The organism is Anaeromassilibacillus sp. Marseille-P3371, assembly GCF_900169665.1.
GTDB lineage: Bacteria > Bacillota > Clostridia > Oscillospirales > Acutalibacteraceae > Anaeromassilibacillus.
Genome location: NZ_LT835157.1, coordinates 341,056 through 355,532 on the forward strand (window position 1 = coordinate 341,056; position 14,477 = coordinate 355,532).

Below are 14,477 nucleotides of genomic sequence, written 5' to 3' on the forward strand. Positions count from 1 at the left end.
CTGCCCGCAGGAGAAAATCCTGCGGGCGTTTTTCTGTTTATATTATTTCCCTCCGTTGGATCTCAATTTAGGAAAGAAGATGACAATCTTGAAGCCCTTTCCCCACTGGGAAGTAGCTTCCAGATGAAGATTTAGATCGTCGGCCATCTTCTTAACCAGGTAAAGTCCCATACCGGTAGCCTTCTTTCTGCTGTCAGTAGAATCCCCGGTAAAGCCCTTTTGAAAAATGTACGGCAGATCATATTTTTTTACGCCAATGCCGTTATCTTCAACAGAAAGGATATCTGCGGTCTCCGAATGTATCATGGAAATCGTAAGCATGGGACTATCGCTGCTATATTTGATGGCATTGCTAACGATCTGTCCCAACATAAACTGAAGTCCTCTACGGTCTGTATAGACTGTTTCAGATTGCAGTTTGTTGAGAATGACAAACTGCTTCTCTTCAAGAAGTGGGGCATAGTCCTCCAGAACTTCACCCAAGCAGTCATTCAAATTGACATCCTCAAATCGGTAATCCTTTGTACTGCTCTTCAACCGGGCATAGTACAGCATCTGCGTGACATCCTCCTGAAGCTGACTGCGGACATAATCCAGCTTTGCTTGCAGGGAAGGAGAGATTTCATCGTTCCGGTTATCCAAGAGCATGGTCAGCAACGATAGGGGCGTTTTCGCTTCATGTGCCCAGCCCTCCACGTATTCTTCATAGTCCCGTAGGGCATCCGCCATATTGTTACTCTCGTTTTTGTATTCCCGTAAAACCGAAGCCAAAAATCGGACAGATTCTCCTTCTTTCTGACTAATGGCACTGAGCAGCCGTTCTTCATTGCAGATGGTAGGATCACTGAGGAAATCCCGGAACAGTTCCATGTGGGTGTTCTCCCTCTTGTTTAGTACAAACAGAATCGCTGAAAACAAAAGGATGCTCGTCAGAACTACTAACCCGATCAAGGTTTGAAATGCCTGAATGTCAGAAATCCAAAGAATGACAGCGCAAAAGCAATCCACGCCCAGCAGCAACAGAAGCCAGGGGTAGTACCGTTCTATCATGTGCCAAAGCTGCTTCATAGAGACACCTCCGCTTCCAAACGGTAGCCCATTCCTCGAACTGCAACGATTCGCTGCTTCATTTCAAGGGCGGACATCGTTTTTTTCAACCGGGTCAGGTTAACCTGCAAGGCATTTTCATCTATGTATTCCGTAGTTCCCCACAGTGCCATGCAAAGCTGCTCCGTTGTAACCAGTGCATCACCACTTGCCAAAAGAGCAACCAACAGTTTTCCCTGATTTTTTGGAAGCACCACAGAGGTGTTATGAATATAAAGTGTGTAGGTCTGCTGGTCCAACAAGAAGTCCAATCCCTCTATGAGGTTGGTACGACCTTCATACCTTTTGAGAATATTGGATACCCTGGCGAGAAGTCGGTCTTTTCTGCACGGCTTCGTCAAATATTCATCTGCACCCAACTGGAACGCTTGCAGTTCATCCTTTACCTGATCTCTGGAAGTCAGCACCAGGATGGGGATAGCGGTTTTATTCTTTAACTCCTGGCAGATTTGAAAGCCACTGATTTCTGGTAAATTCAGGTCTAAGATCACGAGGTCAGGACGGAGGGCTGCCAAGAGCCGAGCGGCATCTTCAAACTCGGTGATTGCCTCCACAAGATACCCGTCCTTTTGGAGCATATTGCAGAGTTCTTCCCGCATATAGACTTCATCTTCCACAACAGCAATTCTTTTCACGACAGCACCTCCTTCCAAATTATTCTTCTCTCTGCGGCTGCATCAGTGTCAGCAAATACCGATCACTGGAGTGCTTGACCACTCTCATATAAATATATTCTATCACGCAAAGCAGCAAAATCATAGCAGCAGATACAAACATCATTTCAGCCACTGTCCCACGGGTTCGGGACGAGAGTATCCCTGTAAATAACGCCCTGACTCCAAACAGACTGCTGACAGCTGCAACCAATACAGGAAGTCCCATAAACCAGGTAATTTGCTTTCCAGCAGACTGGCAAAGGGTTTCGTAAGTAGCTCCCAGGCGGATCAGAGTCTGGTATCTGCGCCCGGTTTTCTGCTGACTCATCAGGAACTGAACACCCACGATGGTGTTGGCAACTACCAGGAAAACAATCGCAAGATAGAGGGTAATATAACTGGATGCTATGGTGTAGAAAAGCTGGCGGCCCATATTCTGAAGATAGCTTTCATATTCGATACCTATTTTGTCCAGCTTCTCGTTCAGATCGGAATAGGCAGTCATAAGGCTATTTCCTTCCATAGCCTGCTCACTGAGTACCGCATTCACATACGTATCATACATTCCTTGGGTATGATAGAGGAAGGCTTCATCTGGAAGAATCAATGCAAAGGACAAAGTAATAGAACGATCCGTAATCAAATTTACAGACTGAACCTCTCCAGTAAGATAAATCGGACTGCCAACCAGTTCCGTTTCAGGCTGTTCAGTAAGTATGTCGTTCAGCATTGCGGTACGATTTACAGTAGTAAAGTCGGAACCTATATAAACAGCGGCTTCATCCTCACTTAATTTAATGACAGGCTTGCCGGACAATTCCAACAAACGATTATAGTCCGATAAACAAATCAAATATGGGTATGTGGCATAACCAAGATTGTTCAGAAGGACATCCCGGTCTTCCGACTGGGGCAGGCTCCGAAGAGAGTCCATAACAGCGTCCATGCTGTAGGCATTATCATAATCTTCTGTGGTGCGAATACGCCCAACCCTCATTTCAAAAAGCTCTGAAAATTGATTTTCCAAACTGTTTTCTTTCAGGACTGCCTTTATATTCGGAAGAACCTGCGATGAGTCTTCTGCAGTATGATCTTCAAAAGTATAGTCGATTACATGGCCAGAAGACAGGTTATTCGTTCCTGCAATTCCTACGCCCGCACCAAAACAACACAGCGCCGCCAGAATCAGCAGGGAGCTGATGGCCATGGAGTTTGACTGATGAATGACATTCTCCTGAATCTGCCGGAAGGTAAATACATGAAGCTGCTTATTTCCTTTTCCTTTCTTAACAATCAAAGCAATCAGCGCACGCATCCCATAGAAAAGCAGCATCGTACCAACTATGCCCAACAGCAAAGTCAGTCCCATCATACTTACCTTTGTCCATGCAATTCCCTGAATCGCCATGTAGTAAGCCACTGCCAACATCACACTTCCGCATATAGCAGCCAGTCCATAGATAACAGATGGCATTTGCTTTTTGGGGCGGTTCGTTGGCTGGGATAGCAAAGTACCGATCTCCTGGCGGCTGATTCGTCCACTCAAAATCAGAAGTGCCGTCAGCTTAATTGCCAGAAATCCTGCCAGCGTCCATTCAATCGCAGACCAGGATAAAGAAAACTGATGACCGATGATCCCCATGCCTACCAGCTTGGCGGTGACAAGACTGACAATTTCTGAAAGCACCACAGCCACAGGTAAGCCTATGAGCATGGCAAGAATACTGGTCAGGAAATCTTCCGCCAGAAGCATCCAGAACAGTTTGCTTCTGCGCATTCCCAACATCAGATAGACACCAAACTCGTGGCGTCTGCGCTCAAATTGATACTTGCAGGCGAAGTAAATCAAAAAGAAAAGAATACCCAGGGTCATTCCGTAAAACACAGGAATCAGAAGCAAGAGCCTGTTCACTGCGTCGCTCTCCATTTTCTGCAAAAAAATCATTACATCCTGTGTGGAGATGGAAAGAATCATATAAAAGGCAATAATAGAAATCACCAGGGAGCTGAAAAACAGACCGTTTTCCTTTCGGCTGCGGCGACTGTTTCGAAAAATCAGATTAGAGAACATTTGCGCTACCCCCTCCCAGTTGAGCCATCACCTTCAGGATGCGCCCGTAGAACTCCTGCTGGCTTTCGTCTCCACGCCGAAGCTCATGAAAGATCACGCCATCCTGGATGAACAGGATGCGCTTACAGAAGCTGGCGGCATTGGAATCATGGGTTACCATCAGGATCGTAGCTTGTTCGTCACGATTCAGGCCGGACAGCTTCTCCATAAGACTTCTTGCGTTCTTAGAATCCAGCGCACCCGTCGGTTCATCGGCAAGGATCATTTGGGGATGTAAGATCAGAGCCCTTGCTGCCGCAACACGCTGACGCTGGCCGCCGGACATCTTGGACGGAAACTTATTCAGAACATCAGTGATTTCCAGATAGTCAGCCAACTGCTTCAGCCGCTGGCTGCTTTCTGCTTCGGATACCCCATGCAGAGAAGTTGGAAGCAGTATATTTTCACGTCCGGTCAGATTATCCAGTAGCTCAAAATTCTGAAATAGATAACCAACTTTTTTTCCACGGTAATCTGCAAGAGTCCTTCCCTTGAGTGCTTGCAGATTAACGCCCTCCACCTGAATGCTTCCACCTGTGGGTTGAATCACAGTCGCAATACAATTGAGCAGTGTGGATTTACCAGAACCACTGCTTCCCATAATGCCAAGAAACTCTCCCGGCATCACCTGGAAGGTGACCCCATTCAGTGCCTTTGTTTGACTTGGCACATTGCCATAGATTTTTGTTAAATTTTCAATATTCAAAATGGGTTTCATGTGAATACCTCCTATCATTTGTAATAAAATGATAGCATGGGAACACAGCAAATACCACTTACAGTTGTTGTAAGGATTCAAGATATAAGTGGCGGCTCAAGGGGGACGAGCATATATTTTTTAAGAGCATCAGGCGACAATGATAAAATATACCGGATCGCCTCATTGGCAAACCAGTTCGTTTTAATTGTATCCCAATCAGCAAGCCGAATGATTTCTGCTGTGCCGTTCTCAAAATCAACTGATATTTCGCCCCATTCGCCGTCGCAGTCTGCCTGGTATTCGTAGATTGCGGCGGCGATTTTCTTTTTGCGCTTAGTTTTGGATTTCTGTTTCAACCGGACAGCATGGATTGCATCCTCGGCAACCAGAAGTTCCGTCAGTTTGTCTACTGCTTTCCGATAGGCTCGTTCTGCACCGCTGGCTGTGCTGCCCTCAAACATAACCGCCAGTTCTTCAAAGGTGGGGCGGTCTTTCCATGAGCCGACACGCCCACAGGTCATGCAGATCGCAAGACGCTTTTCAAGCAAGGTCTGTTCCCGGTAATTCAGTTTCTCAAATGCCCGCTGCACCTTTTCTGCTTGTATGCCGTTCCAGAGGATGTCGGTATAGTTCCAGCTATCGTCAAGGGCAACATCTTCGCCTGTTTCCTCGCCATCCTCGTCTGTTACATAGAACAGTTGCTGATTGCGGATGCCACGGACAACTTTCAGATATTCTTCCGCAAGGGCAAGCTCGCAGTTGTACTTCTTGGAAAACTCGCTGACCGCATCCTTGGTGTTATGGTACAGCCATGCCATTGACCGCACCATTTTGTAATTGGTCAAAGAGGACACCGACCATTTTTCTTCGCCCATGCGGAAACGGAGCATAGCATCCCGGATAAACGGGAAAATGTAGGTAGCATACTCTGCACCCTTGGCAGGATCATAGTCCATCAGCTTTTGGAGCATTTGCTCCCGACAGGAGAGCTTTATATCTATAAAACGGTCTGTGTCATACAAATCGCCGCCATCCACGCCGAGAAAGAATTTGATGCGCTTGTTGAGCTGCGGTTCGTAGTGGTGCAGGAAGAACGAAAAATAAAGCAAATTCTTTTCCTGCAAGGCAGACAGAATATGTTCATTTGGATTGCTAACCGCTGGCGGTTCCGGCTCCAGTTGGAAGATGCGCTCTGCCACATAGGGAATGATGCCATCACCGTATGGATTGACAGCGTGTTTCGGTATGTATCCGGTCATATTCCATGTAAAATCATTCAGCATAGCGCACCTCCTTCCAGTTTAGTAATACTCATAAATATCCCGTGGTCAACTAATGGGTTATTTATTACTTTATTTTCTTTAACATACGGTGATAAATAGGTGCATTTGGTGCAGGAGTTGTGATTGGGACCAGAAGTCCCTCTTTGATAAATTGTTCCACACGCAAAGCAATCCACCCATCACCGATCCCTAATGGATTCTTTCCAAGAACCTGTCCAACAAGCACGCTTTCCTTAAACTCGTCGTCCAGTGTATCCAATTCTCGAAGAATAAATGTATCATACAGAGTTTCTGATACGCTGACCAGTTTGCCGTTTATAACAGCACGAAGAGGAGAATTTTCCTGTTGGAGTTCTCTCCAGCGGTTAGCCAAACTACGAAGGTAATTTGTTGGCAACTTCTTTCCAAGAGATGCCATCCGTCCCAAGTGATAAGGTTCAACTTCTCCCCAACCGTTATACTGGACAATGCATCCATCTGGTCTTGTTTCCCACATTGGAAGCTCCACAATGGTAACATCCAATTTTTCAAAGCCGATTGGTCGTAGTTGTTCCAGAAGCCAATACAATCCGCACACATCATCTGGTTCTCGTCCGACCCAAACACGAATCGGCTCTCCGTTTTGTGCTTTTTCCAGTAGCGTAGCATAGTTCTTTCGGGATGTATTGAGAAGTTCAGTTACGATTTCAGATGCCATATCGGGCAGTATGCTTAGTAGCAAAGATAATGCCGACTCACGCTCCAAACAAATTCCTGCTTCGGAGATGTTGCCCACAGACAATGCCAACGGAAGATTAACTATGTCCTTACGATTTCCCTCCAACGGTATAGCATTCTCCCAACCAGAACGCTCCCGTTCTTCTGCTTGATGCTGGAACTTTTCTATTTCTTCTTTTGAAACTGTCCCATCAGAGATAATTACACTGGTTGCTCCGCCTAAAAAACCCTTATGTCCAATCGCAACCGCCATAGTCCCTGCGGCACTGTCGCTAAATACTACTTCTAACATAACGTTGCTCACCTCTTAGCTAAATTCAAATTCTTTTTAGTGCTTCTTTCTTCAAAGCCGCCTGTCCCATTTCTTTTTCATAATCGCCCTTGGCATAAGCGACATTGCTCAATGCCTGGAGCATCTTATCTTTTGCCAGCTTTTTCATGACCTCCGCAAGATCTTCATCCAGAGTACCACGCTTTATATAGCGGTTTATGGTATTCAGCCGCTTCTCATAAATCTGTTTCAGCGGATGATCGTCCGCAAGTTCCCTCTGTTCTCGCCCTTTCAGATTGCCGATCTGCCGACAGGTGCGGTGCAGCTTGTCCCCCGGTGCATAGCCACCGCAGTATTTGGTGTGCCTTGCGTTGGTGGTCAGAAACCACTTGCCGCAGATCCGGCATTTCTTCGGTGCATGACCAACACATAAGCCCTCAAAAAGATCAGACCGGAACATCCCTACAAAGGATACATAGTGCATCCGCTTGACCAGCTTCGCAACTTTTTCGCCGGGACGGATGACGGATACATACTGAACGGAATTGTTCAGGGTAGACATCCAGGCATTGCCTTCCGTGATGGAAAACTCCGGCGGGAAATAGCTGCCGAACATTTTTGCAAAACCCTCTGCGGTGCGGTCTGCTTCGTTGCCGTCTGTTTTTTCTGCAAAATCAAGCATGGCCGTTTGGTATTCCCCAAGGGAGTATGCCAGATGCCCGAAAACTGCGGTATAGCGTTGGAGCATCATCGCATCGGTAAAGTTCTGGATTTCTTCAAATTGCAAAGAATTGGTTGCGGCTTTTATGGCAAACTCCACATATTTCAGCGCATTGTCCACAGTAAAGACTTTTTCAATCCGTTCTCTGTGCTTTGAGATATTCATATAGGAGAACGGCGGTGTTTGACTGAGAATATCAAGCATCGTCAGAGCAGCTTCCTTTGCAATAGGACAGAGTGCAGAAGCATCCTGTCCGGCGTTTAATATTCCAAGCAGCAGATTGATTTTCTCGCATTGCTCGTTTATTTTTGCAATGGTATTCACAGGAACATTCAGTGCATCACAGGCAAGCGTACCGACAGGAAATGTTTTGCTCTCATATATGACCGTATCCTGCCAGAAATCCAATGTCATCAATTCTTGATTCATGCTTGCCCTCCTGTCCTGTTTTTTCATTTTTCTAATTATATCATGTAAATGTAAAGAAATCTACGCCCTCAGATAAGTTGTCCTGTTTTTTGAAACAGGATTGTCCTGTCATTAGCCTGTTTTTTGAAAAATCCGTCATAACCATAATAGAAGGAGCGAAGCACCTGCCAATCACGGCGGGTGCTTCGTGCTTTCCAGAATATTATGAACGGAGGGTTTTCTATGACAATCTATGAAACCATCAAGGCGGCAATCAGCGTCAAGCAAGCCGCCGAACACTACGGGCTGAAAGTGAGCCACAACGGCATGGCTTGCTGCCCGTTCCACAACGACAGGTATCCGAGCTTGAAGCTGAATGAGGACTATTTTTTCTGCTTCGGCTGCGGAGCCAAGGGGGACGTAATCGACCTTGTGGCAAGGCTGTTCGATTTGAGCAGTTATGAAGCAGCGCAAAAGCTGGCTGCGGACTTTGGACTTGACCCAAAACCGCCCACTGCCGCAGCTATGGTCAAGCCGAAGCGTCCCTATATCCGTCAGTTACGGGAGGATGAAATGCTGTGTTTCCGGGTGCTGACGAATTATCTGCATCTGCTGGAAGATTGGAAAGTACGATACGCACCCAAGACACCGGAAGATGCTCTGGATGACCGTTTTGTGGAAGCCTGCCAGATGCACTGCTATATCGAATATATGGCAGATGTGCTGACGGTGGGTGATCTGGAAGAACGGGTGGCATTGGTGGACAAGCTGATGCAGGACGGCAAAATTGCTTTTCTGCAAGAGTACATCACACGAAAGAAAAAGGAGGTGGCGCACCATGGCGAAGAACCGGAAAACGCCTGATATGAACTTGCCCATGTGGTTTGACGGGCAGAACATCAACGAAGCTCTGTTTTGTGAAGAATTTCTGCAAGAGCGCAGGATCATCTTCGCAAACGGAGCTTTTTTCACGCCCGATGGTCGAGTGACGGACGATCTTCCTCTGCGTGGGGAGATTTACGACAAGCTGAAATTCTGTGCCGTAAACAATATCCCCCGGAAGATCACCAACATTCTGGAAGTGCTGAAACTGGAAGCGCAAGTGCCGGACTTTCCACCGGAGCAGGATCGGATTCATTTGTCCAACGGTACGCTGCTATTGAACGGCACATTTACCGAGGGCAGACCGGCTATCGTGCGGAGCCGTTTGCCGGTTGCTTACAATCCCGATGCTACTGCGCCGGTGATCTGGCTGAACTTTCTGGATGGGTTGCTTTACGTCGAGGACATTCCAACTTTGCAGGAGTTTATCGGCTATTGCCTGATTCCCTCCAACAAGGGGCAGCGCATGATGGTGATTAAAGGCAACGGCGGCGAGGGCAAATCCCAAATCGGAGCTGTGCTTTCTGCTATCTTTGGCACGAATATGAAAGACGGCAGCATCGGCAAGATTTCCGAAAACCGCTTCGCCCGTGCCGATCTGGAACACATTCTGCTGTGCGTGGATGATGATATGCGGATGGAAGCCCTGCGCCAGACCAACTATGTAAAATCCATCGTGACCGCACAAGGCAAGATGGATTTGGAACGCAAAGGCAAGCAGAGTTATCAGGGCTGGATGTTTGCCCGGTTGCTTGCGTTCAGCAACGGTGATCTGCAAGCCTTGTATGACCGCAGTGACGGATTTTACCGCAGACAGCTTGTGCTGACTACCAAAGAAAAGCCTACTGACAGAGCTGACGATCCTGACCTTGCAGAGAAGATGAAAACCGAAGCCGAGGGCATCTTCCTGTGGGCATTGGAGGGTTTACAGCGGCTTGTTGCCAACAACTTTCAGTTTACGGAGAGTGACCGTATCCGGGAAAACAGGGAAGCGGTCAAGCGTGACAACAACAATATCTTTGATTTCATGGAATCGGAGGGATACATCCGGCGTAAAGCGGATGCGTCCATTAGCTCCAAGGATTTCTATGAAATCTACCGGATGTGGTGCGAGGAAAATTCCCTTGCTCCGCTGAAAGCCCGCAGCTTCAGCGACGCCATGATTGCCAATGCCGGGAGATTCAATCTGGAGCATTGCAACAACATCACCAACTCTGCCGGACGGCGGGTGTGGGGCTTTATGGGCGTGGAAGCTGTGGCAAGACCTCATATAAATGGATTTTACGATGTTTCGCCGTGTACGTACGTACCGGAGGGCTGGCGGGAATGATTTTTCCAGTCGTGCTCTGTACGTATGTACGCAGCATTTACCCCCCGTTCTCTCTTGTTATAGGAAACAGCGGTTTTCAGAGCCGACCTGTTTTCGGACATCGAAAATCAATGGTAATGAAAACAGCGAAGTTTTTGACCGCAGGACGAAACCATTTCGCCAAATCGTGCTTCTCTAAACCGTGTACTCTGTTCACGGAACAATGGGTGTTTTCACTGTTCCAGACTAAACCTCACGGAACAATAAAATGGGATATATGCCTATATGGACAGAGTATCGCACCCGCAAAAATAAAACGATTTTGGAGTTGCCGGATTTTTCACTGTTCGGTGCATCCGCTCCGCTTCGGAGAGTAGCTATCGTACCAAACTACAAATCAAAATTATGGAGGAATTTTCAATATGAATGTACGCAATGAAATAAAGGCACAGATCATCCGTGCCGGAATGACCATGCAGGAAGTAGTTGACTTGCTCTCGGACGAATACGGATGGAGCGACAGCGTTTCCAATTTGTCCGCAAAATTACAGCGGGAAAGCATCCGATATAAGGAAGTATTGGAGCTTGCCGCTGTGCTTGGCTACGACATCGTATGGCAGAAAAGACGGGAGAAGTGATGCCTCGGCAACAGCCCCTCGCATCTCCCGTCTCCATAGGCGCACCGCAGTGCTGCCTATGGATGGCAGTGAAAGATACGGTTTTTGCTGCCACCGGATGCAAGAAGTAGTTCGGCAGAACGGCTCCATGCAGACGGGCTGACCATGGGAAAAGGCGCAGACATTTTCGCTTTGGTCAGCAGAGGTCGCCGCAGTGACCGCATCCCCTCTCGGGAGAGCCCACGGCACTTTGCAGCCAGTATGGATGAAAGTGTCATAGTGGGTTATTACACTTTGAAAAAGTGCCGTTCTCCAGCCCTCCGCTGTCTGCAAATTTTAAAGAAAGGAAAAATCCAATGGCAAGAAATGATGGAATCCACCGCACCGTAGCTCGGAATCAGGACTTGGAAACACCGGCTGATGTGGCAAAGGTACAGGAACACAATGAGCGTGAAAAGGACAGCTACAGCAATCAGGACATCGTACCGGAACGCACTTCTCTGAACATTCATTTCAAAGCCCCCGCGGACGATTATGTAAAAATGTTTGAGCAGATGGAACAGGACGGTGTAATCTCCACAAGAGGTCTGAAACCGGATGCCGTCAAATACGGTGAGTTGATTTTTGATGTGAACTCTGCTTACTTCTACAATCACGGCGGCTATGAATTTGCAAAACAGTTTTATGCCGATGCCTATAAAGCCGCCGTGGAGATCGTAGGCGGTGAGCAGTATATCCTATCCGCTGTGATGCACGCCGACGAGCGCAACCGGGCAATGTCCGAAGCTCTGGGCGAAGATGTGTACCACTACCACCTTCATGTGGTTTATATCCCGGTGGTGGAAAAGCAAATCCTGTGGTCGAAGCGGTGCAAGGATGAATTCCTCCGGGGAACGGTAAAAGAAACGATCACACAGGTCAGCCGCAGTAAGAAATGGGAATCCAAACCCGTTCTCAATGAAGATGGCAATCCGATGTTGAACGCAAAAGGGAAAAAGATTTTGAAGTCGTCCTACAGTGTGCTGCAGGATGACTTTTTTAATTTCATGCGAGCCGCCGGATATACCGATGTGGAGCGTGGAGAGCGTGGCAGTACCGAGGAACATCTGACGGTGACACAGTTCAAGTTACAGGCCGAACAGCACCGCCTGGAAACTGTGACCGGACAGGTGGAACAGGCCGAGCAGAGTTTGGCGGATGCCAAGGCTGCTACGGAGAAGCAGAAAAAGAAACTGGAAGCTCTGCAAAAGGAAACCAAGGCAGCAAAGACCATTGCGCTGACGGTGCAGGATATTGAGGAAATGGGCAAGAAAAATGCCCTCACCGGAAATGTCTCGCTCACGCCGGATCAGTGCGATACACTCAAACGCTATGCGGTCAACGGCATTATTGCCAATGCTGACAATAAGCGTTTGAAAGAGAAACTGGCTTCTGCTGAAAAAACAATTTCCATCTGGAAACAGCGGTATGAAGCAGTAAACGAAAAATATATGGAACTGAAACAGAAAGCCCAGCCTTTCTTGGATGCGATAGAGATTGCGTCTGAAAGGGTTTGGGCTTTTGTTCATGCCATTCTCGCCAGAGGAAAGGAAACACAGGAACATAAGCACCCTGCCCGTAAGCGTAGGCAGGATATGGAAATTTAAGAAAGGAACTATTTGCCTATGAATAAAACCGTAGAGGAAATTAACAAGATGATTATGGAAGATGCCCCGATGGAAGAAATCAATGATGCCATCGGCTATATTGATATTTACTCCTGCTTCGACCCGATTTTTGAGCCGCCCATTGATTTTTTGGAAGAATGCCGCAAGCATTGGGAAACAGCGCAGTCTTCTTTCCGCAAAACCATTGAGCGTAAGATCGGGAACACATGGTATGTGATTGAAACAGAATGTGACGGGAATGAGCCGCTTGCCGACAAGGTAAAACGGCTCATTTTTTCTGACAAGGGGGTGATTTGTTAATGACTGCGACACAAAAGCATGATATAATTCCAGTATGCACAACGGTACTGTCGGCTGACCAACAACCGAAGGAGGATATTATGTTGGATCAGCAGAAAATTACCATTCTCTACTGTCGTTTGAGCAATGAGGATGCCCAAGATGGAGAGAGTAACAGTATCGCAAATCAGCGAGAGTATTTAACCCGATATGCCCGTGACCACGGGTATACAAACCTGAAAATTCTGGTGGATGACGGTTATACGGGGACGAACTTCAATCGTCCCGGTGTGCAGGAGGGCTTTGAGCTTGTCAAGCAGGGGCTTGTAGGCTGCTGGCTGGTCAAAGACCTCAGCCGATTTGGTCGTGACTATCTGACTGTTGGACAATATACGGATATTATCTTTCCGAGCTACGATGTCCGCTTTATCGCCGTAAATGACGGTGTGGACAGCAACCGGGGAGACAGCGAGGGCTTCGCCGCAATCCGTAATCTGTTCAACGAGTGGTATCCCCGTGATACCAGCAAGAAAGTCCGTGTCAGTTTGCGGCAGAGAGGAACCAGTGGGAAGCACATGGGCAAACCGCCCTACGGATACCGCTGTGACCCGGAGGACAAGGATCACTGGATTCTGGATGAAGAAGCGGCTCCGGTAGTCAAGCTCATCTTCGACCTTTGCATTGACGGCAAAGGCCCGGAGCAGATTGCAAGGATTCTGGAAGAAAAGCAGATTCTGACCGCAAAAGCTCTGTATGCCAAGCGAAAGAAAAAGCCGATGCCGGAAAGACCGTACCACTGGAGCAACCAGTCCATTGTAGGGATTTTGGAACGGCAGGAGTACACAGGCTGTACCTGCAACTTCAAGACTTATTCCAAGTCCTACAAGCTGAAAAAGCGGATTCCCAATGAGCCGGAGAATATGTTTTATCTGCCGGACACACAGGAAGCGATTGTATCTCAGGCACAGTTTGACAGGGTGCAGGAACTGAGGAAAAACAAACGCCGCCCCGCAAAAGCGGAACGGCAGGGATTGTTCTCAGGGCTTCTGTTTTGTGCCGATTGCGGCGGCAAGCTCCACTTTGCCACAAGCAAAAGCTTTGAGGGCAAGCAGGATCACTACGTCTGCAACAACTACAAGAGCAACCGTGGTACTTGTACTGCCCACTATATCCGGGAAGATGTGCTTCGTGAAATCGTTCTGGAACGCATCCGGGCAGTCAATGAGTATATCCGAAGCGATGTGGACGGTTTTCAGGAGGAATGGCTGCAATGCCGCAGGACTGACCAGGAGCGCAGCATCCGGGATGACAAAAAGAAGCTGGAACAGGCAAAGAAACGCCTTGCCGATCTGGATGTCATCATCTCCCGGCTGTACGAGGACTATGTTCTTGGAAATCTCAATCAGGACAGATACAGAAAGATGTCTGCGGACTATGAAGCCGAACAGGAACGGTTAAAGCTCGAAATTGAAGTTATCGAAGAATGGGTGGAACAGCGGGAAGAAATGAATGACGGTCTGGATGCCTTTATCGCCCTGACACAGAAATATGTGGATGTGGAGGAACTGACACAGACCATCGTGAACGAGTATATCAAGAAGATCGTTGTCTATGCCCCGGACAAGTCCAGCGGCAAGCGCAAGCAGAAAGTGAAGATTTTTTTCAACTTTGTGGACGATGTGGATATTCCCGTTATTTCCGAGCCTATTGTCACACAAACAACCTATGAACGCAGAAAAACGGCGTGACC

Annotated in this window: 13 protein-coding genes; 6 read left to right on the forward strand and 7 right to left on the reverse strand. The window is 47.7% G+C overall.

Annotated features, from left to right (window positions below; genetic code table 11):
* Positions 1 to 42: 42 nt before the first annotated feature.
* From B9Y59_RS00810 to B9Y59_RS00840, 7 genes are all read right to left on the reverse strand, one after another.
* Positions 43 to 1,068 carry a sensor histidine kinase gene (locus tag B9Y59_RS00810; protein ID WP_085531194.1) on the reverse strand — a complete coding sequence of 342 codons (1,026 nt, stop codon included), beginning with the start codon at positions 1,066 to 1,068 and terminating at the stop codon, positions 43 to 45.
* Complete coding sequence (locus tag B9Y59_RS00815) at positions 1,065 to 1,742, reverse strand: response regulator transcription factor (protein ID WP_085531196.1); 678 nt, start codon at positions 1,740 to 1,742, stop codon at positions 1,065 to 1,067. Before B9Y59_RS00815 ends, B9Y59_RS00810 begins: the two co-directional genes overlap by 4 nt.
* A gap of 19 nt (positions 1,743 to 1,761) precedes the next feature.
* A complete protein-coding gene (locus B9Y59_RS00820; RefSeq protein ID WP_085531198.1) occupies positions 1,762 to 3,834 on the reverse strand; it encodes an FtsX-like permease family protein in 2,073 nt (690 codons plus the stop codon).
* A complete protein-coding gene (locus B9Y59_RS00825; RefSeq protein WP_085531200.1) occupies positions 3,824 to 4,591 on the reverse strand; it encodes an ABC transporter ATP-binding protein in 768 nt (255 codons plus the stop codon). The genes B9Y59_RS00820 and B9Y59_RS00825 overlap by 11 nt, the downstream gene beginning before the upstream one ends.
* A 77-nt stretch (positions 4,592 to 4,668) precedes the next feature.
* The gene (locus B9Y59_RS00830; RefSeq protein WP_085531202.1) at positions 4,669 to 5,856 is read right to left on the reverse strand and encodes a sigma-70 family RNA polymerase sigma factor; all 1,188 of its coding nucleotides are present in this window, start codon (positions 5,854 to 5,856) and stop codon (positions 4,669 to 4,671) included.
* Positions 5,857 to 5,920: 64 nt separating this feature from the next.
* On the reverse strand, positions 5,921 to 6,865 hold the full coding sequence (locus tag B9Y59_RS00835; protein ID WP_085531204.1) for a DUF3658 domain-containing protein: 945 nt from the start codon (positions 6,863 to 6,865) through the stop codon (positions 5,921 to 5,923).
* A 25-nt stretch (positions 6,866 to 6,890) separates the two neighbouring features.
* The gene (locus B9Y59_RS00840; protein WP_085531207.1) at positions 6,891 to 7,994 is read right to left on the reverse strand and encodes a DUF6076 domain-containing protein; all 1,104 of its coding nucleotides are present in this window, start codon (positions 7,992 to 7,994) and stop codon (positions 6,891 to 6,893) included.
* 222 nt (positions 7,995 to 8,216) lie between these two features.
* Between B9Y59_RS00840 and B9Y59_RS00845 the strand changes: the two genes are divergently transcribed.
* The 6 genes from B9Y59_RS00845 (at position 8,217) to B9Y59_RS00875 (ending at position 14,475) form a co-directional block, all read left to right on the forward strand.
* On the forward strand, positions 8,217 to 8,837 hold the full coding sequence (locus B9Y59_RS00845; RefSeq protein WP_085531209.1) for a CHC2 zinc finger domain-containing protein: 621 nt from the start codon (positions 8,217 to 8,219) through the stop codon (positions 8,835 to 8,837).
* Positions 8,812 to 10,185 carry a DNA primase family protein gene (locus B9Y59_RS00850; RefSeq protein WP_085531211.1) on the forward strand — a complete coding sequence of 458 codons (1,374 nt, stop codon included), beginning with the start codon at positions 8,812 to 8,814 and terminating at the stop codon, positions 10,183 to 10,185. Before B9Y59_RS00845 ends, B9Y59_RS00850 begins: the two co-directional genes overlap by 26 nt.
* Before the next feature lie 401 nt (positions 10,186 to 10,586).
* Positions 10,587 to 10,802: a type 2 periplasmic-binding domain-containing protein gene (locus B9Y59_RS00855; protein ID WP_015566117.1), complete on the forward strand. Its 216-nt coding sequence runs from the start codon at positions 10,587 to 10,589 to the stop codon at positions 10,800 to 10,802.
* 335 nt (positions 10,803 to 11,137) lie between these two features.
* On the forward strand, positions 11,138 to 12,427 hold the full coding sequence (locus tag B9Y59_RS00865) for a plasmid recombination protein (RefSeq protein ID WP_085531215.1): 1,290 nt from the start codon (positions 11,138 to 11,140) through the stop codon (positions 12,425 to 12,427).
* 18 nt (positions 12,428 to 12,445) lie between these two features.
* Positions 12,446 to 12,748 carry a hypothetical protein gene (locus B9Y59_RS00870; protein ID WP_085531218.1) on the forward strand — a complete coding sequence of 101 codons (303 nt, stop codon included), beginning with the start codon at positions 12,446 to 12,448 and terminating at the stop codon, positions 12,746 to 12,748.
* Positions 12,748 to 14,475 carry a recombinase family protein gene (locus tag B9Y59_RS00875; RefSeq protein WP_085531220.1) on the forward strand — a complete coding sequence of 576 codons (1,728 nt, stop codon included), beginning with the start codon at positions 12,748 to 12,750 and terminating at the stop codon, positions 14,473 to 14,475. Before B9Y59_RS00870 ends, B9Y59_RS00875 begins: the two co-directional genes overlap by 1 nt.
* The last annotated feature ends 2 nt before the right edge of the window (positions 14,476 to 14,477 follow it).

Bases quoted from the DNA above. Each gene is read 5' to 3' on its own strand.
- B9Y59_RS00810 (WP_085531194.1), bottom strand. From the start codon at position 1,068: ATGAAGCAGCTTTGGCACATGATAGAACGGTACTACCCCTGGCTTCTG.
- B9Y59_RS00820 (WP_085531198.1), bottom strand. From the start codon at position 3,834: ATGTTCTCTAATCTGATTTTTCGAAACAGTCGCCGCAGCCGAAAGGAA.
- B9Y59_RS00825 (WP_085531200.1), bottom strand. From the start codon at position 4,591: ATGAAACCCATTTTGAATATTGAAAATTTAACAAAAATCTATGGCAAT.
- B9Y59_RS00830 (WP_085531202.1), bottom strand. From the start codon at position 5,856: ATGCTGAATGATTTTACATGGAATATGACCGGATACATACCGAAACAC.
- B9Y59_RS00835 (WP_085531204.1), bottom strand. From the start codon at position 6,865: ATGTTAGAAGTAGTATTTAGCGACAGTGCCGCAGGGACTATGGCGGTT.
- B9Y59_RS00840 (WP_085531207.1), bottom strand. From the start codon at position 7,994: ATGAATCAAGAATTGATGACATTGGATTTCTGGCAGGATACGGTCATA.
- B9Y59_RS00845 (WP_085531209.1), top strand. From the start codon at position 8,217: ATGACAATCTATGAAACCATCAAGGCGGCAATCAGCGTCAAGCAAGCC.
- B9Y59_RS00850 (WP_085531211.1), top strand. From the start codon at position 8,812: ATGGCGAAGAACCGGAAAACGCCTGATATGAACTTGCCCATGTGGTTT.
- B9Y59_RS00855 (WP_015566117.1), top strand. From the start codon at position 10,587: ATGAATGTACGCAATGAAATAAAGGCACAGATCATCCGTGCCGGAATG.
- B9Y59_RS00865 (WP_085531215.1), top strand. From the start codon at position 11,138: ATGGCAAGAAATGATGGAATCCACCGCACCGTAGCTCGGAATCAGGAC.
- B9Y59_RS00870 (WP_085531218.1), top strand. From the start codon at position 12,446: ATGAATAAAACCGTAGAGGAAATTAACAAGATGATTATGGAAGATGCC.
- B9Y59_RS00875 (WP_085531220.1), top strand. From the start codon at position 12,748: ATGACTGCGACACAAAAGCATGATATAATTCCAGTATGCACAACGGTA.